The sequence below is a fragment of the Olivibacter sp. SA151 genome, assembly GCF_054130995.1.
Map to the genome: position 1 here is coordinate 3,636,153 of NZ_CP096391.1, position 25,033 is coordinate 3,661,185.

The 25,033-nt window shown below is 39.1% G+C and carries 19 protein-coding genes; 8 read left to right on the plus strand and 11 right to left on the minus strand.

Going from position 1 to position 25,033, the window contains the following annotated elements:
• Nucleotides 1-94: 94 nt before the first annotated feature.
• Both topA and M1D52_RS15090 read left to right on the plus strand, forming a co-directional pair.
• Nucleotides 95-2,458, plus strand: a complete 2,364-nt coding sequence (gene topA / locus M1D52_RS15085; RefSeq protein ID WP_437392902.1) for a type I DNA topoisomerase — start codon at nucleotides 95-97, stop codon at nucleotides 2,456-2,458.
• A 10-nt stretch (nucleotides 2,459-2,468) separates the two neighbouring features.
• Complete coding sequence (locus M1D52_RS15090; protein WP_013666436.1) at nucleotides 2,469-2,876, plus strand: hypothetical protein; 408 nt, start codon at nucleotides 2,469-2,471, stop codon at nucleotides 2,874-2,876.
• A gap of 63 nt (nucleotides 2,877-2,939) precedes the next feature.
• Here M1D52_RS15090 and lysA read toward each other — a convergent pair whose 3' ends face one another.
• The 8 genes from lysA to M1D52_RS15130 all read right to left on the minus strand — a co-directional run bounded on the left by lysA (nucleotide 2,940) and on the right by M1D52_RS15130 (nucleotide 14,299).
• A complete protein-coding gene (lysA, locus tag M1D52_RS15095) occupies nucleotides 2,940-4,118 on the minus strand; it encodes a diaminopimelate decarboxylase (protein ID WP_013666435.1) in 1,179 nt (392 codons plus the stop codon).
• A 30-nt stretch (nucleotides 4,119-4,148) separates the two neighbouring features.
• Nucleotides 4,149-5,465 carry an aspartate kinase gene (locus tag M1D52_RS15100; RefSeq protein ID WP_130857448.1) on the minus strand — a complete coding sequence of 439 codons (1,317 nt, stop codon included), beginning with the start codon at nucleotides 5,463-5,465 and terminating at the stop codon, nucleotides 4,149-4,151.
• A gap of 375 nt (nucleotides 5,466-5,840) precedes the next feature.
• A complete protein-coding gene (locus tag M1D52_RS15105; RefSeq protein WP_130857447.1) occupies nucleotides 5,841-6,716 on the minus strand; it encodes a Ppx/GppA phosphatase family protein in 876 nt (291 codons plus the stop codon).
• A gap of 4 nt (nucleotides 6,717-6,720) precedes the next feature.
• Complete coding sequence (gene ppk1 / locus M1D52_RS15110) at nucleotides 6,721-8,790, minus strand: polyphosphate kinase 1 (protein ID WP_437392903.1); 2,070 nt, start codon at nucleotides 8,788-8,790, stop codon at nucleotides 6,721-6,723.
• Between the two features lie 86 nt (nucleotides 8,791-8,876).
• Nucleotides 8,877-9,752 carry a hypothetical protein gene (locus M1D52_RS15115; protein WP_013666431.1) on the minus strand — a complete coding sequence of 292 codons (876 nt, stop codon included), beginning with the start codon at nucleotides 9,750-9,752 and terminating at the stop codon, nucleotides 8,877-8,879.
• A gap of 55 nt (nucleotides 9,753-9,807) precedes the next feature.
• The gene (locus M1D52_RS15120) at nucleotides 9,808-10,839 is read right to left on the minus strand and encodes a Gfo/Idh/MocA family oxidoreductase (RefSeq protein ID WP_013666430.1); all 1,032 of its coding nucleotides are present in this window, start codon (nucleotides 10,837-10,839) and stop codon (nucleotides 9,808-9,810) included.
• Between the two features lie 231 nt (nucleotides 10,840-11,070).
• Nucleotides 11,071-11,610, minus strand: a complete 540-nt coding sequence (locus tag M1D52_RS15125; RefSeq protein ID WP_437392904.1) for a DUF4142 domain-containing protein — start codon at nucleotides 11,608-11,610, stop codon at nucleotides 11,071-11,073.
• Between the two features lie 103 nt (nucleotides 11,611-11,713).
• Complete coding sequence (locus M1D52_RS15130) at nucleotides 11,714-14,299, minus strand: phosphoenolpyruvate carboxylase (protein ID WP_437392905.1); 2,586 nt, start codon at nucleotides 14,297-14,299, stop codon at nucleotides 11,714-11,716.
• Nucleotides 14,300-14,715: 416 nt separating this feature from the next.
• On the opposite strand from M1D52_RS15130, the gene M1D52_RS15135 reads away from it, so the two are divergent.
• Complete coding sequence (locus M1D52_RS15135) at nucleotides 14,716-16,872, plus strand: FUSC family protein (protein ID WP_437392906.1); 2,157 nt, start codon at nucleotides 14,716-14,718, stop codon at nucleotides 16,870-16,872.
• Nucleotides 16,873-16,952: 80 nt separating this feature from the next.
• Here the strand turns inward: M1D52_RS15135 and M1D52_RS15140 are convergent, their stop codons facing one another.
• Nucleotides 16,953-17,570 carry a WbqC family protein gene (locus M1D52_RS15140; protein ID WP_437392907.1) on the minus strand — a complete coding sequence of 206 codons (618 nt, stop codon included), beginning with the start codon at nucleotides 17,568-17,570 and terminating at the stop codon, nucleotides 16,953-16,955.
• Nucleotides 17,571-17,748: 178 nt separating this feature from the next.
• Here M1D52_RS15140 and M1D52_RS15145 point away from each other — a divergent pair, with 178 nt between their 5' ends.
• Genes M1D52_RS15145 through M1D52_RS15155 form a run of 3 tightly spaced genes read left to right on the plus strand, consistent with a single transcriptional unit; the run spans nucleotide 17,749 to nucleotide 20,395 of the window.
• Nucleotides 17,749-18,618, plus strand: coding sequence for a lysophospholipid acyltransferase family protein (locus M1D52_RS15145; RefSeq protein WP_013666425.1), 870 nt, complete (start codon nucleotides 17,749-17,751; stop codon nucleotides 18,616-18,618).
• The gene (locus tag M1D52_RS15150) at nucleotides 18,615-19,637 is read left to right on the plus strand and encodes a glycosyltransferase family 2 protein (protein WP_013666424.1); all 1,023 of its coding nucleotides are present in this window, start codon (nucleotides 18,615-18,617) and stop codon (nucleotides 19,635-19,637) included. Before M1D52_RS15145 ends, M1D52_RS15150 begins: the two co-directional genes overlap by 4 nt.
• A gap of 56 nt (nucleotides 19,638-19,693) precedes the next feature.
• Nucleotides 19,694-20,395: a hypothetical protein gene (locus M1D52_RS15155; RefSeq protein ID WP_437360315.1), complete on the plus strand. Its 702-nt coding sequence runs from the start codon at nucleotides 19,694-19,696 to the stop codon at nucleotides 20,393-20,395.
• A gap of 9 nt (nucleotides 20,396-20,404) precedes the next feature.
• Here the strand turns inward: M1D52_RS15155 and aroQ are convergent, their stop codons facing one another.
• On the minus strand, nucleotides 20,405-20,821 hold the full coding sequence (aroQ, locus tag M1D52_RS15160) for a type II 3-dehydroquinate dehydratase (RefSeq protein WP_041387448.1): 417 nt from the start codon (nucleotides 20,819-20,821) through the stop codon (nucleotides 20,405-20,407).
• A gap of 251 nt (nucleotides 20,822-21,072) precedes the next feature.
• On the opposite strand from aroQ, the gene M1D52_RS15165 reads away from it, so the two are divergent.
• Nucleotides 21,073-22,716: an FMN-binding glutamate synthase family protein gene (locus tag M1D52_RS15165; RefSeq protein WP_130857436.1), complete on the plus strand. Its 1,644-nt coding sequence runs from the start codon at nucleotides 21,073-21,075 to the stop codon at nucleotides 22,714-22,716.
• 21 nt (nucleotides 22,717-22,737) lie between these two features.
• Nucleotides 22,738-23,568, plus strand: coding sequence for a glutamate racemase (gene murI / locus M1D52_RS15170; protein WP_437392908.1), 831 nt, complete (start codon nucleotides 22,738-22,740; stop codon nucleotides 23,566-23,568).
• 26 nt (nucleotides 23,569-23,594) lie between these two features.
• Here the strand turns inward: murI and M1D52_RS15175 are convergent, their stop codons facing one another.
• The gene (locus M1D52_RS15175; RefSeq protein ID WP_130857434.1) at nucleotides 23,595-25,031 is read right to left on the minus strand and encodes an ATP-dependent DNA helicase; all 1,437 of its coding nucleotides are present in this window, start codon (nucleotides 25,029-25,031) and stop codon (nucleotides 23,595-23,597) included.
• Nucleotides 25,032-25,033 lie beyond the last annotated feature (2 nt).

The following is a 25,033-nucleotide window of genomic DNA, read 5'->3' on the forward strand; positions in this document are numbered from 1 at the left end:
GAAGCGTGTATACTTCGGCTTTTTGATCAAAAAGGCGAAGGCAGTTTGCTAAAACATGAATAAATCCCTTTATTTGCAAAAATCAAGATACTGAATGGCAAAGAACTTATTAATTGTAGAATCACCGGCAAAAGCAAAAACAATAGAAGGATATTTAGGAAAAGATTTTTTAGTTAAATCAAGTTATGGACATATTCGTGATCTGGTAAAAACGGATGATGCCATTGATACTGCAAATAATTTCGAGCAGAAATATGAAGTCCCGGCGGATAAAAAAGCGGTTGTTAGCGAGTTAAAAAAGCTGGCCAAATCTGCTGAAACTGTTTGGCTCGCGTCCGATGAAGACCGGGAAGGAGAAGCGATTTCCTGGCACTTATACGAGACGTTAAACCTAAAAGAATCCAGCACAAAACGGATTGTTTTTCACGAAATTACCAAGCCTGCCATTCTTAAAGCCATTGAACAGCCGCGAAAAATTGATTTTAACTTAGTAAATGCCCAGCAAGCCAGACGCGTATTGGATCGTTTAGTTGGTTTTGAATTATCTCCCGTATTATGGAAAAAGGTTAAACCCTCCCTCTCAGCCGGTCGCGTACAGTCGGTAGCAGTACGGCTGTTAGTTGATAGAGAACGGGAAATAAACAAGTTTGAGCCCGAAGCAGCCTTTCGGGTTGTTGCAATCTTCTTTACGGAAGAAAATAAAAAAGAACTTTTCAAAGCGGAATTATCGAAACGATTCGCAACTATAAATGAAGCCGAAAAATTTCTTAATGACTGTATTCCGGCATCATATCATGTCAAAAGCCTAGAAACAAAGCCAAGCAAGCGAAATCCTGCTGCACCTTTTACAACTTCGACCTTGCAACAGGAAGCCAGTAGAAAACTTGGCTTTTCAGTAGCTAGAACCATGACAGTGGCGCAACGTTTGTATGAATCGGGAAAAATTACGTATATGCGTACCGATTCTGTCAATCTAAGTGATACGGCCTTACAGGCAGCCGAACAAGAGATCCGTTCTGCCTATGGCGATAAATATCATAAGAGAAGACAATATAAAACTAAATCTGCCGGTGCCCAAGAAGCACACGAAGCGATCCGTCCTACCTATTTTAACCAACACACCATAGAGGGGGATCATTCAGAAAAGCGACTCTACGAGCTCATATGGAAACGAGCGATCGCTTCGCAAATGAGCGAAGCTGAATTTGAAAAAACTACCGCAAAAATTAATATTTCAACGCGTAACGAAGAGTTTACGGCTAGTGGCGAGGTCATGAAATTCGACGGTTTCTTAAAAGTCTACTTTGAGTCGACTGATGAGGAAAGCGAAGTCAATTTAGAAGAATCTGATGACAATGCACTTCTACCTCCTCTTAGAAACGGTCAGCAGCTCGGTTTAAAGGAAATGACCGCTACAGAACGTTTTAGTAGACCACCTGCCCGCTATACTGAAGCAAGTTTGGTAAAAAAACTAGAAGAGCTCGGTATTGGCCGACCCTCAACCTATGCTCCTACGATATCGACTATCCAGAATAGAGGCTATGTGGTAAAAGAAGATAGGGAGGGAAAACAACGCGAATACAATGTACTGACATTAGGCCATGGTAAAGTAAATACTACTAAGAAAACCGAAATCACAGGAGTCGAAAAATCAAAACTATTCCCTACCGATATTGGGATTTTGGTTAATGATTTTCTAGTGGAACACTTTAAGGATATCGTCGATTTTAATTTTACGGCTACGGTTGAAAAAGAATTTGACGAAATCGCTAATGGACTGAAAGAATGGACCGCTATGCTCCACAATTTCTATGGCCCTTTTCATAAAGAAGTAACCGATACCATTGAAAACGCCGACCGAGCAAGCAGTGAGCGGATTTTAGGGACGGATCCACAAACGGGTAAACAGGTAAGTGTACGAATAGGCCGTTTTGGCCCTTTGGTACAGATTGGTTCGGCAGATGATGAAGAAAAACCGGTATTTGCCAGTCTGCGCAGCGGACAAATGATCGAGACCATCACTTTAGAGGAAGCCTTGGAATTATTTAAGTTGCCAAAAAAAGTTGGAAAGTACGAGGATAAGGAGATGACGGTAGCAATTGGCCGATTTGGACCATATATCCGCCACAACAATGCTTTTTACTCCTTACCCAAAGGAATAGATCCAATGGATGTAAACGAGACCCAAGCGATAGAAATCATTGAATTGAAACGGAAAAAGGACATTGAGAAAGTGATCAAGACCTTTGATGAAAATCCGGAGGCACGAATTGAACAAGGCCGCTGGGGACCTTTCATCCGTTTCGGAAAACAAAACATTAAGATTCCTAAAGATAAGGACGTAGACAAAATAACATATAATGATATTTTGCAATTAGCGGAAAGTGATAAGTCTAACACCGGCACCAAAAAGAAGGTACCTGCGAAAGGCAAAAGTAAAACGGCAAAGAAAAAATAGCGGAAGATATATGAAGAAGGACCTTCCTCCAAACGTTGTAGAAGATATATATGTAGCTGTTGTATTGGAAAGTGATTCGCCTACCAGCAGACACTGGAATGTTTACTTAATCAACCAAAAGGAAGAACCCATAAAGAATGTGCTTATCAGCAGCAAGGGCTATGGTTTGAAGGATGAGCGCGAAGTAAAAACTTCCGTATTACGCCATTTTATCGGAGATATAGAGGCAAAAGAGTTTGCATTAGTAGAAGCAATTGACGAACAGGTTTTCGGTTTAACCAATGAATATTTGCTGAGTTATTATATTGGTGGAACTATTTATGATAAGAAATTTATTTTCTTACCGGAAAGTATTGTTGACACCAACCTGATCCGTATTCCAATCATTAATAAACCGGGCATTTTAATTGGGATATAAAAATAAAGAGCGGATTTATACAATCTGCTCTTTATTTTTATAGACCCGCAAGCAAGCCTATACTTATACTATTTCATCACTATAAACATAACGAATTTCGTCTCGTAGGTTGTATTTTGAAGCCATTACCTCACCATATGCACCCGTTGTGCGAATGGCAATCAAATCCCCGCGCTTAGACTCCGGAAGCTCGACTTCCTTCCCGAAACAATCGGTACTCTCGCAAATAGGCCCTACAACGTCATAGTTAACCGATCCGTCCCTCGTCTCTTCACTTAGCTGCTTAGCAGATAAATGCTCTATTTTGTGATAAGCTTGATATAAAGCGGGTCTCATTAATTCTGTCATACCTGCATCGAGAATCAAAAAATGTTTTTTAATACCATTCTTGACATACAAGACCTTACTAATTAAGCTTCCGCTTTGCGCAACCAGAGCTCTTCCGAGCTCAAAATGCACCTCTTGCTCTCCCTTGCGCTCCAAAAATTGATCAAAGATTTCAAAGTAACGTTTAAAATCAACAATAGGTTCACCATCGGGATCGGTATAGTTAACCCCCAATCCTCCGCCTACATTAAGTACTTTTAAACGATATCCACGCTCGTCAAACCAATTGTTAAACTCATTTACTTTTACACACAGGCTTTTGAAAACATTGAGATCAACTACTTGTGAGCCCACATGAAAATGTAGTCCGATTAATTCCAGCGAATCAAAGTTCCTGATAACATCCAAGCATTCATTTAGTTCCCAAGTTTTAATACCAAACTTGTTCTCGTCTAAACCGGTTGTAATATACTTGTGTGTCTTCGCATCCACGTTTGGGTTGATTCTAAGTGCAACTTTCGCCACCTTGCCTTCCTTCTTCGCTAAATCGCCGATGACGCACAACTCCTGTACCGATTCAACATTAAAAGCAAATATATCGTGATGAAGTGCAGCTATGATTTCTTTATCAGCTTTACCAACACCTGCAAAAACAATTTTATCAGGGGAAAAACCCGTTTCTACCGCCTTTAGTACTTCATTACCACTTACACAATCGGCTCCAATACCGGATTCTTGGATAATTTGTAAAACGCGTTCATTAAAATTCGCCTTAAGCGCATAATGTATGTGAAACTTGTACTTATCAGCCTCAGTAAGCGCATTGTCTATTGTTGCTTGGAGTAGCTGTAAATCGTAATAAAAAAAGGGGGTTTCCTTCTGCTCAAAAGCAGCTATAATATCTCTGTTAAACATGTAATTCTGTAGCGTAAATCGCCATTATAATTAAAATAAACGATTGTGTAAAGAACGAAGCACTTCAACCTTATCTTCAGCGTTAATCAGCAATGAGATGTTAAAATTGCTGCCACCATACGAAATCATGCGCACAGGGATGTGTTTCACAGCGTCCAATACACGGGAAGCGTAACCATGCGTATTTAAACTGAAATCGCCGACGACGCAAACGATGGTTTGATTAACGTCAATTTCAACTGAACCAAAATCTTTTAATTCCCTTTCAATATCACTGAGAAAACGGGTATCATCAATGGTCAACGATACAGCGACTTCCGAAGTGGTAATCATATCGATAGGTGTTTTGTAACGCTCAAAAACTTCGAAAACTCTTCTTAAAAAACCAAAAGCTAAAAGCATACGCGAAGAATGAATTCGAATTGCGGTAATACCATCCTTAGCCGCAATAGACCGAACTTCTCCCCTAACGGCCCCCTCTTTACTGATCAAAGTGCCCGAGGCATCAGGATCCATGGTATTCAGTAGCCTTACGGGAATGTTATATCGTTGAGCTGGAAATACACTTTGAGGATGTAAAATTTTTGCTCCGAAATAAGCTAGCTCCGCAGCTTCATCAAATGTTAAATGGGCAATGGGCTTTGTACCCTTTACGATACGCGGATCGTTATTATGCATACCATCAATATCTGTCCAAATTTGAACCTCTTCCGCACGTATGGCTGCACCTATTAACGAGGCGGTATAATCGCTTCCACCTCGTCTTAGGTTATCAATCTCACCAAAAGCATTTCTGCAGATGTAACCTTGCGTAATAAACAACTGGTGGTCATTTGAAGCTGCTAATAAAGTCGACAAATGCTCGCCGATAAAATCAATAGTAGGTTCATTATCCTCATCGATCTTCATGAAGTCTAAAGCCGGTAGCAGCTTAGAGCGAACGCCAATTTCCGTAAGATAAAAATGATAAAGGGTCGTTGACAATAACTCCCCTTGTGCCAAAATAATCTTTTCTTCTATAGGTGTAAAAAGGTCATGGGCAAAAGATTCTATAAAGTTAAAATGATAATCGATCAGTTCCTTTCCATTTTCTTTACCTTCTTGACTTGTAAATAGCTCTTCAATAAATTCCTCATACTTCGCGTGCAAACCCTTAATTAGTGCTTCGGCCTTTCGCTTATCACCCGCTGCAAAAGCTTGTGATATTTCAACTAATGCATTGGTTGTACCTGCTACTGCAGATAAAACAACGATCTGTTTCTCTTCACCGGGTTGGATGATGTCCAGTAATTTCTTCATACGCTCGGGACTACCAACCGATGTTCCACCGAATTTTAAGATTTTCATTGAATGTTTAATTTGTTTTTATCGATACTATTCACTGTTTTTAGGTATCAATGAGCTCGCAAGCTCGGTTAACGGCGACGAAGCTTGTCTGAGCTAAAGTACCCCTCTGGCAGCTCAGCCATTTTTCGTCAGAATAAGTTATTTTTTAGTCGCCTATATAATCCAGACCTAACCGCTATAAGGGCGACTTTCTTGACCATGCGCAAAAATAGCAACAAAAAACCCGTATAAAAAGTCTTTTCATACGGGCGCCAAAGATACTCAATTTTATTATATCTATAATATATTTTCAGTTATATTTAAAAAAAAACACCATAACGCCCGATAGGTTTAATTTTTTTTATTCAAAATCGGTATTATCGAGCTTTTTCTTATTTATTTTCCATGTTCGTCGATGAGCGTTTGGATAATTCCATCGACAAGACCTACCCTAGGCACAACAATATTTTTTACACTTCCCCATTTCATAACATTCAGGAAGATTTCACAAGCCGGAATAATCACATCAGCACGGTCGTTATTTAATCCGAGAACATTGATACGTTCTTTTAAGGAAAAAGAATTTAAATATTCGTATAGCGACTTAAGTTTATTGAAAGATAAAGGCTTAGTTCCCTTTTCGTCGGCTAGACGATGCAACTTATTAATATTACCGCCGGTTCCAATGCCTATAATTCCTTTATAATTCTTGGTGTTTTCTTTTATCCATTCCTTCATTTCAGTCCATGTTTCCTCGCTATCCTGATTATCTAGGATACGAATAGTTCCTATATTAAATGACCTCGATGCGCTTAAAGCTCCATTATTAAATACCGATAACTCGGTGCTACCACCACCAACATCAATGTATAAATAGCTTTTCCGTCTTTCCAATTGCTGTTCAACATGGCTATTATAGATGATACTAGCTTCTTTTACGCCATCAATGATTTCCAGGTTGATACCGACTTTTTTTATCTCTTGCACCAACTCGGAACCATTGACAGCTTCTCGCATGGCAGAAGTTGCACAAGCCATGTATTCACTAACCTTATAGACGTCCATCAGTGATTTAAACGCCGACATAGTTTTTATTAAATCTTCTGATTTTCTCTTAGAGATGTTCTTATCAATAAAAGCGTCGTCGCCTAAACGTAAGGGTACTCGAATGAGTGTATTCTTCTTAAAAGAAACTACTTGGCCATTCTCAATTATATCAGCAATTAATAATCTGATAGCGTTTGAACCAATATCAATAGCTCCATATCTCATATCTTTATTTATTCTTTTGTTTCAAATAATGGTAAGTATCCAGTTGGGCCCGATAACTCATTTCATTTTTTCTCTTCTTTACGTATCTGTTATCGTTTGCCGCATTAATTACCCTTGCTTTAGTATTATCGCGAAGTTGGAGATCAAGAATATCTTTTATTTCCTTAACCAATAAGGGATCTACTACTGGAAAGCTAACTTCCAATCGTCTATCTATGTTTCTGGTCATCCAATCAGCTGACGATAAATATATTTTTTCATTGCCATCGTTCCCGAAGATCCACACACGAGCATGCTCCAAAAATCTGTCTACAATACTAATAACCGTTATATTTTCGCTGAAACCTGGTTGTTGCGGAACCAGACAGCACATACCTCGCACAATTAGTCGGATCTCGACTCCCGCGTTACTAGCTTCATACAATTTCAAAATCATACCTTCATCAGAAAGGCTGTTCATCTTTAAAATCATATATGCATCCTTGCCCGCTTTAGCAAGCTCTATTTCCCTATCGATTAATTGATAAACTGCATTGCGCATTTCCAAAGGCGAAGTGATAATGTATTTATAGCCTTTGTAAAAAGATTTTTTTTCCAGTCCTTTAAAAAGCCTTTTTAGATCTGCCGTTATACCTTTATGAACGGTGAACATACTATGGTCGCAATAACTTCGCGCGCTCTTTTCATTATAATTTCCTGTTGCCAGATTCGCATAATACGTAAGTCTCCCCTTTTCCCTCCTGCTTATCAAACATATTTTGGAATGTACCTTATAAGCCAAAAGACCATAATGTACATGCACTCCACCCTCTTCTAATTTATTACTCCAGAAAATATTGGCTTCTTCATCAAATCGCGCTTTTAATTCAATCAGGCAGTTTACTTTTTTTCCGTTCTTTGCTGCGTTGATTAAGGCATTGATAATCTTTGAATTTTCGGCCAAACGATAGAGGGTAATATTAATTTCCACCACTTTTGGATCAATGGCAGCCTCTCGCAAAAAATGAATGATATAGTCAAATGACTGGTATGGCAAACTGATCAGATAATCTCTTTTTGCAATCTGGTTAAAAATGCTATTACTCAAGTCGAGCTCTTTTACTTCGAGTGCAGGAAGCGCCTCATACTCCAAGGATGGTCCTCCTACATTTGGAAAGGCTATGAAGTCTTTGAAATTGTGGTAACGATTGCCGGGAATAAGTACACCGTTGCTCAAATTCATTCTCGAAACCAAAAAATTCAGCATGTCCAGTGGGATCTCACTGTCATAAAGCAAGCGCATTGGCTTTCCCTTCGATCGCCTTTGAAGGCTCTTACTTAAGGCTTCGATAAACTTCTCACTTACATTGGGATCGATATCCAGTTCCGCATCACGGGTCAGTTGGATCGTGAAGGCTTCAATGGTATCGTATTTAAAAATAAAAAACAATTCATCAAGACAATATCGAATGATATCATCCAAAAGTATAATGAATTTCAATTGATTACTATGAGGAAGCACCAAAAAACGGTTAATGCTTTTGCTGGGCACCTCCAATAGGGCATATCTGATTTTCTTATGATATGTTAACTTAATAAGGAAATAAATTCGGCGATCTTTTAATTCAGGGAATGGCTTGGTATTGTCCACATCCAACATAATCGGAACCAGATTAGGAAGTACTTTCTCTTGAAAATACTTCCTAACAAATTCTCCTCGACTAACGTTCAGTTGTTTTTCATTAATAATAAAAATCTTCTCTTCCGCCAGCTCTTTAATTATTTCGTGCTCATAAAGGTATTCAAACCGCTTTTCCTGTTTAACAACGATATTCTTAATTTCATTTAATACTTTCCGAGGGTTAAAGCCCAGGAGCTCCTTCGCTTTCGTATTTACGTTTGCCAACCTATTAAGCGTAGCCACTCTTACGCGATAGAACTCATCTAAATTGGAAGAGAATATCGAAAGAAAGCGAAGACGCTCTAGTAGAGGCACTGATTTATCCGCCGCTTCCTGTAATACGCGCTCATTGAAATATAACCAACTTATCTCTCTATTAATTAAAGGAGCTTTGCTCTTAAAAGATGCAGACATTTATCAGAATACCATTTATAGACAGCAAATTTTGCATAAAAATGTTAAGTACATGTTAAGTAAACATTACCTTTTATGAATCAAAATTAGGAAATTGCTGGTTTATCTGACGGTTCTGATGGTTTACTTGCTGTTTTGCTCGCGGTTGCAGGCGTCGCTTTTTTGGGAGCAGTTTTTGGCTGACTATTAACATTCGTTGCCGGCTTTGCGCTTGTTTTATTACCCGTAACAACTGCCTTCTTTTCCTCTTTAACAGCGGGTTTTAATTCTGCTTCTTTTTTCGCTTGGTTTGCAATTTGATTAGGAGTAACAACTTTTTTTGGTTGCGATACTGCTTTAGTGGCTGCTGATGCTACCGCCGATTGCTTACTATCTGTTTTAGCGCTGCCAGTTGATGAAGAAGCGCTTCGCTGCGGAACAGCTTTTTTTACCGTTGCTGTTGCTGACGGGTCCTTTTGGGGGCTTGTCTTCTTGCTTGTGCTTGCAGGTGGTGTGGCTGCGGTTACCGGTTTGCTTGGAGTAGCCTTTGGAATGGGTAATTTTGCAGGAGCTACCGATTGAGTTTTACCACTAACTTTGCTAACCTCTGTCTTTCCAACCTTGTCGTCCTTCACAGGCTCCTTTTTCGAAGTGCTGCTGGTTTTAGTTGCAGTTTTTACTTTCTGCTCTACTGCTTTTGCACTTTTTTCTGCCTTCTCTTTTGATTTCTTTTCTACCTTTTCTCCGACAGTTTTGACTTTCTTTTTGGAAGCCTCTGCTTTTTTCTTCGTTTGACCTTTAGCACCTTCTATTTTATCCGACAGCTTTTCCGCGAGTTTCTTACTGGCTTTCTTAATATCTTTTGCCAAATCTTTCGTTTCATGCCCTAAATCATTCAATAGAGCCGTAACACGTTTAGTTAGCGATTTGGTAACTTTTTGCTTATCCGCTTTCTTTTGTTTTTTTGTGATTTTCTTAGCCATAACCGTTTATTTAAGTTATATAAAGCTAAGCAAATTAAATACCGGAAACAAAGGATTATTTATTCCACGATTTTTTCTCAAGTAGCTCCATTTGCCATATAATCTGTTCCTCTGTGATAGGATAAGGTTTGTCTTTCCGGATTTGTTCATATACGGCATTAAACAAGCCCTTATAGTTCCCTTTAAGTGCCTCTTTATAAAAAATCTGTTTTTGATTAGTTTTATTGATAATAGTTAATAAGCCCTCTTGACCAACAGCTTCCAGTCCGAATTTTTCGTCAGTCGGCCACATCCCTTTGTCCAATTGTTCCTCTTGCACATCTGCTCGGTTTTTTTGAAAAGAGCCTTTTGTGCCATGTATCACGTACGCGGGCAAGGGCTGTGCAACTAACAAACTTGCATGTGCAAAAACAGTAAGTCCGTGTTCATAAGTTAATACAAAGGTGAAAAAATCATCTACCTCTGAATTTTCTCTGTGAATGCTTGTCAGCTTGATGCTATCTTTAGGCTTACCGAACAGCGAGATTACCTGGTCAAGCAAGTGCGGACCTAAATCATAGGTTAAACCAGCGGCTGCCTGATTGATTTCTTTAAATGTTTTAGGACTCTTTTCTTTCCTATAACGATCGAAACGGATATGAAATTCAATTATATCACCAAGCGCACCACTTTCAATAATTCTTTTAACAAGTTTGAAATCACTGTCCCATCTCCTGTTCTGGAACACCATTACATGCTTACCTTGTTCTCTGCCAAGATCAAAAAGCTCTTTTACTTCCTGACTTGTGGCAGCACAGGGCTTTTCGATTAGCACATGCTTTCCTTTCAGCAAAGCCTTTTTGGCATAGTCGAAATGTGTCTGGTTAGGGGTGTTTACCACAACCAGTTCTATATCCTTATCATCTAATAACTCATCAACGCTATCATAACTGATAATATTGGGGTATCGTTGCTGTGCCGTTTTTTTACTTCTTTCTACAACCGCTTTGAACTTAAACCGCGTATTTGTTTCAAGAAAAGGCGCATGAAATATTCTACCAGACATACCATAGGAAAGTATGCCTGCTATTACCGGATATTTTGACATATACTTATAAGTTTTATTGTTTAATAAAACGCTAAATCCCGTAAATAGTTTTGTTAGTCGGATTAGCTTTTATCTCAACAAAATTTTATCATATTTCTAGGTTCTGGTAATAATACCGAGCCGAATCCAAGGAAATTATACAAAAGAAGAAGGTGTCTTTAAAAAGTTACTTTTTATCGTTATCCCGACTTGTACCTTTTAAGACACCTTCCTAAGGCACTCTGAAAAAGCTTACAGTAAAGTTTTTGTCTCTTCTATGCTTTTTTCAAGAACAGGAAGTGCCTCTTTCGCATATTTTCTCACACTGACATCTGTGGTGCGGGCTGCGCCCTCAAATTGGTGAAGAATAGTTTCCTGATTATGTAGCGAGTGTTTTAGAAATTCTTTATCCAATATGCTTGCCTGAGCAGAATCCAAGCCGGCAGGTAATTCCAATGAGTGCATAGCCGGGAAAGGAATCAGTACATCAGATTTGGTAGCCAATTCCTGAACTTTTGCTAACACATCTTTATATTGGGTGCTTAAATTTGTAGCTAAGGATTTTACACTCGCATTGCTTCCTCGCTGTGAAATGATATTAGCAAACTCTATTTCCTCATTCGCCAATTGATATACCGTACGATAAAATCTATATTCTTCGGTATCTGCTTTCGTGATGTTTGTGTAGTATAACTCTGCGCTGGCCTTATGTTCACCAACACTTGTACAGGAGCTCATCGATAAAACACATGCAAAAGTTGACAAGCCAAATAAAGCTATCTTCCTATTCATTTTTAATTTCTATTTATGTATGTACAGTTTTGTCCAGCAAACCTAACATAAAATTTTCCTATTATCAATTTTTATGTACAAATCCACCGTGAATACCACTCAATCATACCAAATTCCTTCCGGCGTTGACAATACCATATACCGTGCGGGTGAGTAATTTACCATAAATCTCATAATTCGGATCATCCGTACTCAAATTATGCATTTTTTTAATCGCATAATGTTGAATAATGACAAGAGGTAGAACGATTTTCTCTCTCGTAGCAATCGATTTCCTTTCCACGGGATATCGTTCCATAAGCATCGTGGTACCCGTTAATTTTAAAAAGTATTGCTTAGTTAACTCAAACTCTTCGCGAAGCATATTCCAAAATGTCCCAAACTTTTCGTCGTCTTTTAAATAGGCAGTGATATTAAAATTTGATTTCGTCATAGACATAATACTATTATCAATGATTGTTTTGAACATACCGGAAGTATTATAAAGTTCTTGCACTTTATCCCACTCGCCCGAATCGTCTGCATTTTTAAGCGCCGTTCCCACGCCGTAACAACCAGGGACACTTTGCTTCAGTTGGCTCCAAGCGGTTACAAAACTGATTGCCCGTAGGTCCTCCAATCGTAATTCAGAATTTGAATTTCTTTTTACCGGTCTACTGCTGATGTTAAGAGATGACAGGAACTTCAATGGACTAAGTTCTTCCAGATATTTTAGGAATAAGGGGTGTTTCCTTAGCTCCATAAATTTATTATAGCTAGCTCCAGCCATACGATCAATCAACATTTTCTTCTCCTGACTGAGGGTATCGCCAGGTTTGGTTTTTATTCCTGAAGTTATACCGGCATTCAACAATTGCTCAATATTGTAATGTGCGGTATCAAAAGAGCCATACTGACTACTTATCGTTTGCCCCTGAATCGTTAATTGTATATGATCATTCGCTATTTCATCACCCATAGAAGCATAAAACCGTTGGGTTTTCCCTCCTCCTCTAGCCGGAGGCCCACCCCGTCCATCAAAGAAGGTTAAATCGACATCGTATTTACGCGCCATCGCAGTAAGCTCCATTTTTGCTTTGTAAATAGACCAATTGGCCATTAGGTATCCACCATCTTTTGTGCTATCTGAAAACCCGAGCATAATTGTTTGCTTATTCTCACGGTATTTAAGATGGGATTGATAAGCCTTATTGTTATAGAGGATTTCCATCACATTAGCCGCACGCTTCAGATCATCTACCGTCTCAAACAATGGTACAAAATCAATTGAAAGCGTCTCTTTCTTCCAACCGTTCCATAGGAAAAGTTCCATAAGAGACAGAATATCTGACGCTTGTTGACAATTACTGATAATAAATCGATGGCAGGCCTTCGGTCCTCCCGACTGCTGGATTTTTTGAACAAAACGAATCGTTTCTACCATATCCAGAATTAAAGGATCCTTAATATTGTCTGTTGGTAAATCAGCCTCACGGAAGCGAGCGGACATAATCTTGTCTGCCTCCTCCAACGTTTCAAAATCTGCATCAATTCCTGTCTCTTCCGGATGAGCTTTGTAGAGGTATTGATATGTTTTGCGGAGGATGCTGCTATCCTGGCGAATATCCAAGCTCGAGAAGTAGGTCCCGAAAATTTTAACCTTCCGCAAAAGATCGTCCACAAGGTTCACAAAAAGACCGTCGTGATAGTCGGTAAGCACTCGTTTTACTTCACTTAAATTGAAGATGATAGCGTCTTTTACATTCGTTTGATTTTCCTGTGGGTTAAAGCTATTCTCGTAGAAAATTTCCTGCAAAGCTGCCATATACTTTTCCACTCCTCTGAAAGTAATACGGCGTTTCATCACTCTAAAATCCCGGTAGTAACACCTGAACAAGATGGTTCTCAACAAAGCAGAAACCTCTTTTGTACTTTCTGTAGTCACATTAGGATTTCCATCGCGATCCCCCCCCGGCCAGAAGCCCAACTCAACGATTTGTTTTTCCGCTTCCCTAATAGAACCATTGGCATCAAAGTCATTATCCACCATACATTGTATATCCGAAACAACCGGGTAAAACACATGCTCCAAAAACCAGGCTAAGCTCCTGGCTTCGTCAACGGGTGTTGGCTTATTTTTCTGTAGGAACGGTGTCTTGCCTAACTGCTGTAACAATAAATGAATATCGTTAATGTCATTCTTTTTTAGAGCCCCTGTTAAGTCGGTGATAATACCCAACACTTCACCCGGATAGAACTGTGTAGGATGGGCGGTAAGAACCAATCGCAGCGAAAAATCTTTCAACCGATTAACGATCTTATCACGTAATACGTTATTATTTTCAGCACGTTTAAATAAAGATTCCAATGATCCGGCATCATCGGCCCTACCGGTCTTCGAGAAAGCGGCATCTTCTATCGCATCAAATAAAACGACCTGTCTTTCGATATATTGGATGATCCGGAAAAGCAAATCGAAGCGATCGGCCTTGTGAATATATTGTTCGTATTGTCCAAAAAAACTTTCAATTATTGCTTCGGGATCCATTTTATCATTTACTCCCTTTTCGATATGTGTTGAAAAGAAAGGCAATAGGGTCCCGGTATGCTTGACTTGATAAAATGGTAATGTTAAAAAAAGACTGTTATAGAGTTCAAAGCGTGTCAAGACCTCATTCTCATAAACAGCTTCTTTCTGACTTAGTTTCATAAATACCTCAAAGATTAATACGTGGTTAAAAACAAAAATTTATTGTTTTTTCAACAAAACGGCACAAAATACAAATAAATATCAAAACAATCTAAACTTAACTACAATTCGCCAAGCAATTACCCTCGTTATGATAACATTTTTCAATTTAATTACTCAAACAATAAACAGCATAATGCGGTTAGTGTCTATGCAATAACAGGTACGATACTGTTAAGTTTTGCTTGACGCTTTTTATTACGGTTCTCAACAATATGGATAAAAATGCTTTACGCCGTTTAGAAAAAATAAAATGACTTTAATCAGTCAAAATATCTAAAGCAAAAAATAAGTCGGCCGGATTTTTGTATATTCGTCAGTAAATCCCAAAATGACAAGGGGAAAGTCATTCATACTATTATTACTGATTTTTTCTAGTGAAACAAACACAAGCTATTAAGACATTTTTATATAGTCAGTATTTTGCCGATGGTTTGCGAATTGCTTTTGGGGCCCTGGTTCCTGCTCTAATCTTTTCCTATTTAGGAGACATAAGAACGGGGATAGCTGTCTCTTTAGGGGCGGTAATTACCAGTATTGTAGATACCCCTGGCCCTACAAAAGACCGAAGAAATGCGATGCTGGTGTTAGTAGGCTTTATCTTTGTGATATCGTTTATCACCAAATTGATTAACCCTTTCGATGTAGCTGTTATCATCTTTCTGTCTGTCCTCAATTTTTCTATGTGTATGATAGCGGTTTACGGAACGCGGGCAGCTTCTTTGGGCACGGCCGCAATTCTAGTGATGATCCTTAATATGGATGATTTAAAGATGACTGCTGACAGCTCGCTTATGCATGCTGTCTATGCAACGATTGGAGGAGCTTGGTACATGCTTTTGAGTCTTACCTTAACTCAATTTCGTCCATTCAGACTTTCCCAGCAGGCCCTAGCTGAATGTATTCAAGATACCGCTGCTTATGTACGATTAAAGGCCAATTTTTATGATATAACCGTTGATAACGACAAAAACTACCAAAAATTGATTGACCAGCAAGTGATCGTTCATCAACATCAGGATGTCGTGAGGGAGTTACTTTTTAAAAGCAAGGCGATTGTAAAAGACTCTACGCGCTTAGGGCGCGTATTGGTCATTATATTTACCGACATGGTAGATATTTTTGAACGAACGATGGCTACACATTACGATTATGAGGCCATTCGCCATAACTTCGGAGATACAGATGCTTTAAGGGCTATTAGAATAACGGTTAACAGATTAGCCAACGAGATGGACAATCTGGCTTATCATATCAATGCGAATCATCGACCAAAGAAATTATACGATTTCAAATCGGACTTAGAACATATAAAAGGGGCAATAGATCGCGTAGAAAACACAGGCAAAAACACGGTAATCTTAAAAAAGATATTAGTCAATATCCGGGATTTAATTAACAAGCTCAACAACATTTATCAATACTTTGATACGCAAACCGCTCAATTTAACAATCAGGAAACAGATTTAACTAAGTTTTTATCACATCAGTCATTCAATCCGAAGGTTCTAAAAGACAATTTAAGTTTAAAATCGTCTACTTTCAGACATGCCTTAAGAATGGTGATTGTGATGATTGCAGCTTTTTTTATTTCGAAACTAATCCCTTTTGGCAATCATAGTTATTGGATTTTAATGACCGTCCTGGTTATTCTTAAACCGGGTTGGAGCTTGACAAAGCAACGCAATTATCAACGTATGTCAGGCACTATAATCGGCGGACTGGCGGGTATCGCGATTCTACTTGGCATTGAGCAAGAGATTGCCAGATTCATTTTTTTAATGATTTTTATGGTATTAGCTTACAGCTTCATTCGCATTAACTACATTCTAGGTGTCATGTTTTTAACACCTTACCTTTTACTTTTATATAGCTTTCTCGGCGTAAGCACCTTTGAAATTCTTCAGGAACGTGTGATAGACACCGTAACCGGTAGTTTATTGGCTTTTACTTCCAGTTACATTATTTTCCCCAGTTGGGAGAGTAAAAATGTACAAACCAGTATGCGAAAGCTCCTTATTGCTAATTACAATTACTTAGTCAAAGCGTTGGAGTATATTATTGGTATAGAGGTAAGTGAGACCGAATACAAATTGGTTAGGAAAGATGTCTATGTTAATATGGCCAATATGACCTCGATTTTTCAGCGGATGATTACTGAGCCAAAAAGCAAACAAAAAAACGCCAAAGAACTAAATAAGTTCTTAATATATAATCACATATTATCCTCTTACTCAGTTGCATTGGTAGCTGTTGTCAAAAATGCTGCTCAGCAGTCACTCACCGCTGAACACGTTAGATTGACACGAAAATCGCTTAAACAACTTTCTCAAACGATTTTGCAGTTTAAAATGACTGAAGACGATGAACCTTTTATCGAAACAGATATCAAAGTGGTTACTGCTTTGCCGGAGGATACGGGAGAAAACGAAGAAACAAAGTTAATAACAGAGCAAATTTCCTTCGTAAGCAAAATTACTCAAGATTTGAATAAAATATGTGAGCGCATGGATTTGCTAAAAGAAGCAGCCTAGCCCGATATTTTGTTGTTTTATCGATTCGGCATCCAAACCAACGACTGAGCAATAGTTTCGAAAGATTAGATTGTTCGCAATTATAAAAAATTTAAACTATTAGGGCCTTGGTTAAACAGTAAGTCAACAATACTTAGATTTGGAAGGAATCCATGCTTAGGTTCAAACACCTGAAAATACGGCTTGAATTCCTTGGCTTGATAGGTCTGTTTTGGGTGAATGCGGTTTCTAAAATCCTGAATACCGGCATCACTATCCTGATATGAGGTCGTAAACGTTAACGCCTTTCGTATTTTTAACAACCGAAGCAACATACTTGTCAGATCGATATTGAAATCAAATAAAAATTCATATTTTTTTTCGTAAAATGGCGCGAAGTCATCCTCATAAAATTCAAAATAAGCTGACCGTCTGTAGGAAGTTTGCAAACTCATCCAATGTAGGCGTTGCCAGTCACTCTCATAACTTATCCGTACATCCTTCATCACCGTGTGTACTTTTGCACCCTTCCTAACAGGAATGATCAAGTCCAATTTACCATTTGGAGAGTAGATACTCGCCCTATTTCGATAGGTTTGCTTGGGGAAGTGTTCGAATTTTTCGATTAGAATTTCATCTCCGTCGGCGCTTAACATCTCGCTCACCGCAGCAATCGGAGCCAAATAAAAGCAGGGAAATAGTTTGTCTGTTTTCTCCATGATTTTGGAATTAAACCGCGAAAATACATATTAGCCGATAAATAAACTGCAATCTTCTGAAAAAGAAAAGACATGCTTTAATCAGAACTGCTTATAAGTTTGTAAAAAATTTCCTTTTCAAAATAAAGAAATCGGATATTTGCAAATTCTTTAGTAATTCGGTCTGGCTAAAATTAAGATGAACTTAGGGAATCGCATTGTATCTTTTTTTGTATTTATAATCTCTTTACTTCCCTTTTGGGTATTATATTGCTTGAGCGATTTTCTTTTTTTTATCCTATATTATGTAGTAGGTTACCGAAAAAAGGTGGTATACGAAAATCTATCAAACTCGTTTCCCTCAAAATCAGATGAAGAGATAAAGCAAATTGCCAAAAATTTTTTTGTTTTCCTCTCGGATATGATCATTGAAACGATTAAAATGAGGACGATTACGGCAAAAGAAGTGGAAAAGAGAATGGTGGTTCACGCCACACACGAAATTTACCGCCATTTAGAACAAGGAAAGCCTGTAATCGGTACAACCGCACACTACAGTAACTGGGAGCTGGGTATTCATCGATTGTCTTTGATGCTGAAAGACCCTTTATTGATCATTTATAAACCTCTCTCAAACAAGGGATTTGAACAAACATTTAACAATATACGATCGAGATTCAATGCCCAGATGGTACCGATGAAACAGACACTCCGGCAGATCCTTGCCTATAAAAACACGCCACATATGAGTATGTTTCTCTCAGACCAAACACCTGCGCGTTCGGAATCTAGCTTTTTTACGCCTTTTCTGGGACAAGATACGCTAATGTTTCTGGGGATGGAAAAAATAGCCAAGCGTACTGATTTTCCTGTTGTTTATTGCCATATTAACCGGATAAGGCGTGGATATTACGAATGCACCTTTTCTACTTTATTTGAAACACCGAAGGCTACGGATAACCACGAAATCACGTTGGCATATAACAAGTACCTCGAAAAACTGATACATGATAAGCCCGAACAGTGGCTATGGTCTCACCGTAGATGGAAACATAAACCCAGTGCATGAATAAAAAAGTAGCCGTCGTAATACTGAATTGGAATGGAAGGAGTTATTTGGAAAAATTCCTTCCCTCGGTTTGCGCAAGCACCTACCCAAATCTAGAAATAGTAATAGGCGATAATGGTTCAACAGATGATTCCGTTTCATTTATACAGACCGAATATCCGTCTTTAACGCTCATAAACAACAAGGAAAATTTTGGTTTCGCCGAAGGATACAATCGTGTCCTTGAACAGGTTGAGGCCGATTATTTCGTCCTCCTTAATTCTGATGTACAGGTCGATCCTTATTGGATAGAGCCTGTCATCGAACTGATGGAAGCAGACAGTAAAATAGGAGCTGCTCAACCCAAAATACTTTCTTTTCACGACAAAAAGAAGTTTGAACACGCTGGCGCAGCAGGTGGATTTATCGATTATTTAGGTTATCCTTTTTGTGCAGGAAGAATACTTGAGAAAACGGAAGTCGATCAAGGGCAGTACAATCATCCAAAAGAGATATTTTGGGCAAGCGGTGCAGCTTTTTTTATAAAAAGGGATGCCTGGAGAAAGGCGAAAGGCTTTGACAAAGATTTCTTTGCTCACATGGAGGAGATTGACCTGTGTTGGCGGCTGAAGCTCTTTGGATATAGCATATATTATTGTCCGAAATCAGCGGTTTATCACGTTGGTGGTGGTACGCTGAGTAAGGAAAATCCATTCAAGACCTACCTCAATTTTAGGAATAACCTCGTTATGTTGCAAAAAAATCTGCCCTTAATGCAAGCAATATTCGTTATATTTATTCGTTTTTGGCTAGATTTCATTGCCCTGCTCCGTTTCATATCGGAAGGAAAACGAAAAGATGCACTTGCAGTCAGCAAAGCACATGTGAATTTTTTCAGGAATTTTCGAAAAAACGCTCGTAAAAGAAAACGAACCAAATCAAAAAAAGTATCGTCTGGCATCTATCGCGCGAGCATTATTTGGGCTTACTTTATACTTCAAAAGCAGAAGTTTACTGAATTGAATAATAAAAAATTCTAGAAAGGCAAACAAAAAGAGCGGATCGTAGTTTATAAATAAACCTTTTATAACAACCCATGAAGATACTTTTTTATATGCTATTGTTTTTACCATGCTTGTCGACGGCTTATGGACAAACAAGTTCACTCGCAGGAGCTTGGCAGCTAAAAAAAGACGACCTTCACCATACATTGGTTTTTGTAGACAACTACCTGTCTTATGCCTTATATGACTTAAATGGTAAAAAATTTATTAATACCTGGGGTGGCCCCTATAAGCAACAAGATAAACAGATCGTGGTATCTATTGAGTACAACGCTACAAAGCCCGAAGAAGTACAAAAATCACATACCTTTCAGTTCGATTTAACTAAAGACCTTTCTATTAATGTAACCGGCAACAAAGAAAATTGGCAACGAATAGATAGTAATGATGCGCCTTTGGCAGGCGTGTGGCGAATTACCAACCGAAAAGTAGACAACCAAATGAATGAAATGCCATTGAGGGATCGGAGAACATTGAAGATACTCAGTGGCACTCGGTTTCAATGGGTAGCAATTAATGTGAAAACCGGCGAATTTTCAGGTACGGGAGGTGGGACCTATAGTTTCAAAGATGGTAAGTATATTGAGAATATCGACTTTTTTTCCCGGGATGACAGCCGTGTTGGAGCGAGCCTGACTTTCAATGGGAAATTAGACAATGGTCAATGGCATCACAGCGGGTTGAGCTCAAAAGGAGCGCCCATTTATGAAATATGGAGTCGCATGTATCAGTAGCGAATAGCGTTAGTAGATAAAGCTATGCACCGCCAAGCGATAACTATCTAATCCAAAACCACATAGAACCCCTTTACAATATTTAGCCAAATACGAATGATGTCTGAACGCTTCCCGCGCATGAACGTTCGAAATATGCACCTCGATAACCGGTGTTTTTATAGCAGCGATTGCGTCACCTATTGCCGCTGAAGTATGCGTATATGCTCCGGCATTTAAAACGATACCATCATAAGAAAAACCCACTTCATGCAATTTGTCGATAATTTCACCTTCATGATTACTTTGAAAATAAGACAGGTCGATTGAATCAAAGTACCCTTTCAGTTCTTCGAAATAGCTCTCAAACCCTTTATTTCCGTATATTGATGGTTCCCGCACGCCAAGTAAATTGAGGTTTGGGCCGTTAATGATTTGAATTTTCATCTTTATAATCGTTTTGCGCAACGCTTTTTAAGCGGTAATCCATGCAGGTTTCATTAATTAATAATAGCTTTGCATGAAATGTTATGGCGGTATGCTTTACGGCAAAGATAATATTTTCATTAAAAGTTTATTCGTCTTTTCCTATTAAAATGCGACCCGCTTATGGGAGTAATATTGTTTGATGCCATCGTTGATTCGAGCAAGGTAAATGATTGCCTCAAATAGGCGGGCTAATTAATAAATTAATACTGATGAAAAACACGTTTCTCTTCATCTCCTTTTTCCTACTAGCAGGGATTATTATCACAGGCATTTGGTGGACGCCAATATATTGGTCGTTCATCATCGTTATACCCTTGTTCTTTCTCGGTCTCTTCGATGTTTATCAGTCAAAACGAGCCATCAGACGCAACTTCCCTGTTTTCGGTAGACTCCGTTATGTGATGGAAGGCCTCCGCCCCAAGGTACAGCAATATTTCATCGAAAGTGACACGGACGGACGACCTTTTAGCCGAATTCATCGTAGTGTGATCTATCAACGTGCAAAAAAAGAAATGGATACTACTCCTTTTGGCACCCAACTAAATGTGTATGAAAACAATTATGAATGGCTTAATCATAGCATCAATGCTTTACATATGGATGCGTCATGTGAAGATCCAAGGGTTATTATAGGTGGTCCCTCCTGTTCACAACCGTACTCAGCGAGCATATTGAATATATCGGCAATGAGCTACGGTGCCTTAAGTAAAAATGCCATCATGGCACTAAACAAAGGTGCTAAAATCGGCAATTTTGCTCATAATACCGGAGAAGGTGGCATAAGTGATTATCATTTGGAAGGTGGTGGTGATTTAATTTGGCAGATAGGAACAGGCTATTTTGGATGCCGCTACCCGGATGGAAATTTCAATCCGGAAGCATTTGAACAAAAGGTGAATCTCCCGCAGGTTAAGATGGTTGAAATCAAACTATCACAAGGTGCTAAACCAGGGCATGGAGGCATATTGCCTGCGGCAAAGCTAACGGAAGAAATTGCGCGTATACGGTTAGTTGAAATGGGCAAAGACGTTGACTCTCCCCCCTATCATCGCGCATTTAAAACACCGATTGAGCTATTAAATTTCATCCAACAGTTACGTGAGCTATCTAATGGGAAACCCATTGGTTTCAAGCTATGTATAGGACATCGAAGTGAATTTGTAGCCATCTGCAAGGCGATGACTGAAACGAAGATTTGCCCTGATTTTATTACCGTCGATGGTGGTGAAGGAGGAACAGGCGCCGCTCCCTTGGAGTTTTCCAACAATGTTGGGATGCCTCTAAGAGATGCCTTAGCCTTTGTTTACGACACACTTACAGGCTTTGACCTGAAGCAACACATTAAGATTATAGCTTCCGGGAAGATCGCCACGGGTTTCGATCTTGTTAAGAATTTCGCACTTGGTGCAGATATCTGCAATAGCGCGCGGGGGATGATGATGGCCCTTGGTTGCATACAGGCTTTAGAGTGTAATAGCAACAAGTGCCCTACCGGCGTAGCTACACAAAATGCTCATCTGGTACGTGGCCTCGTAGTAGAAGATAAAAAAACAAGAGTTGCCAATTTTCATCAGCAAACAATAAAAAGTGCCATTGAGCTTATGGCAGCGGCGGGCATCAGACACCCCGATGACATTCATAGAGCTTATATCCATCGAAGAATTTCTCCGGATAAAATTTTGACTTATTTAGACAGCTATCCCTATATACCCAAAGGTTCCTTACTCAAAAAGCCATATGCTAAACAATTTGAGCTGTTGATGACAATAAGTGATCCACATTCTTTCACACCAAACTTCAGCAATCTTAACTGGGACGAATTAGAGTGGGCAAGAAAACCGATGACAAACTGATAATATTGACATAAAGATAATATGGGCCCAATAGGTATTTTCGACTCCGGTTATGGAGGATTAACAGTTTTTAAAGAAATCAGCCATACGCTTCCTCAATACGACTACATTTATTTTGGCGATAATGCTCGAGTTCCCTATGGTACACGCTCGTACGACACTGTGTATCACTATACGATGGAATGTGTAAACCATTTATTTGATTTGGGTTGCCATTTAGTTATATTGGCTTGCAATACGGCTTCTGCAAAAGCCTTAAGGACTATTCAACAAAAAGATTTACCGAAACGCACAGACTTACGAAATGTTTTAGGTGTTATCAGACCAACGACCGAAATTATCGATCACTTCACTATAAGCAATCACGTCGGTATTTTGGCTACTTCGGGAACGGTCAATTCAGCGTCCTACGTGCTGGAAATCCATAAGTTTTTCCCTCAAATTAAGGTGTATCAGGAAGCATGCCCCATGTGGGTTCCTTTAGTCGAGAATAATGAAATGGGTTCGCCTGGCGCCCGTTATTTCGTAAAACAACATATCGATCGCCTCTTGCAACAGTCTACCGAAATTGATGCCGTCATTTTAGCTTGCACACACTATCCCCTATTGTTACCTACAATTAAGGAATTTATGCCAAAAGGTGTACAAGTGATTTCACAAGGAAGCATCGTAGCGAAAAGTTTAGCGGATTATCTGTATAGACATAAGGAAATAGAAGCTCTTTGTACAAAAAATGGCGCACGGCAGTTTTTTACAACGGAAAGTGTTGAGAATTTCGAGGAAAAGGCCAGCATTTTTTATGGTTTACCGGTTGAGGCAGCACAATTTGACCTGACCCACAAAATACCTTAGCAATACAGTGTTCAGCAAGTTGGCGATTAATCGGCAAAAAATTTATCATGAAAATTCACAAAAAACAGTTCCTTTGTGGCTCTCGTGCAAGCGGTATAGAGCCAACGAAGGAAATCCATATTAAGCATTTCATCCGTTAAAAAGCCTTGATCAATAAAAACGGCGTCCCATTGCCCACCTTGTGCCTTATGGCAAGTAACTGCCATAGAAAATTTGATTTGCAATGCGTTATAATACGAGTCGTTTTTAATAGCTGCTATTTGCTCTTTCTTACTTCCCAATTCTTGATAGTCTTCCATCACCGAGTCGAACAATTTTCGCTGACTTTCTGTAGGTAAATTAGGAGAGTCTGTGTATAAAGAATCTAGTAGGACTCTACAGGATAAAGGCTCCAAATTATCTTGGTCGACGAAAGCCAAACTTACATCGGCAAACCGAAAACCATGTTGTTCATGTACATTACGAACCCGTTTTACAATTGCCATATCTCCATTAGCAATAAACTGCTGCGCATCGCTTTCTCCACTTGTCCAATAATAATTGTTTCGCACCACCATTACATGATCTCCTCCGGTCAATTCCTCTTCTCGATAGAGTATCCGGTTACGTATTTGCTGATTATATAAATTGGCACTTTTATTTGATCTACAAATAACCAATGTATTTTCGATTCCATATTTGTCATAAGCATAATGAAGCCCTTCGATAAAACGCTCACCCGTCATCCGATAGACATCGGCGAAGTTTCTTACCTTTAGTTTCGGAAAGTGGAGCTTTTTATTGCTACCGTCTAGCCTAATTTGTTCACGAATAGCGGTGGCATTACGCAAAATACCGGAGTTACTCGTTTGTCGCACCACCTCGGTCAATTCGCAGCTCATTACGTGATAGCCAAAATGGTCTCTTATATACCTCGGGTTTAAGGCGGGACTTTCCAATAATCCCACCGGGGGGAGCTGGGCGGTATCTCCTACAAACATAAGTTTGCAATTATCACCGCTTTCAACATAAGTTATCAGGTCTTCCAATAAACCGGTCTTTCCGAAACCACTCTGCTCATTTGAAATCATAGAAGACTCATCTATAATAAATAACGTATTTTTATGTAAATTATCAGACAAGGTAAAAGACATATCCGGTGTGCCGGCGACTTTCTTTCGATAGATTTTTTTATGGATAGTAAATGCCGGTCTTTCTGCATAAGCACTCATTACTTTAGCTGCTCTTCCCGTAGGTGACAATAGGATCGACCGCATATTTAGGGCCGGCAATACACGTACCAAGGTGCTAATAAGCGTAGTTTTACCCGTACCGGCATAGCCCTTTAAAATAAAACAAGTCGCCTGTTGTTTAAAACTTAAAAAAGTGGCCAGTTCTTTAAATGCTTCCTTTTGCTGCGGAGTGGGTGTAGCGGGAAACGATTGCTCGAATTTGTTAATTATTTCCACATTCAAACCTAACACAA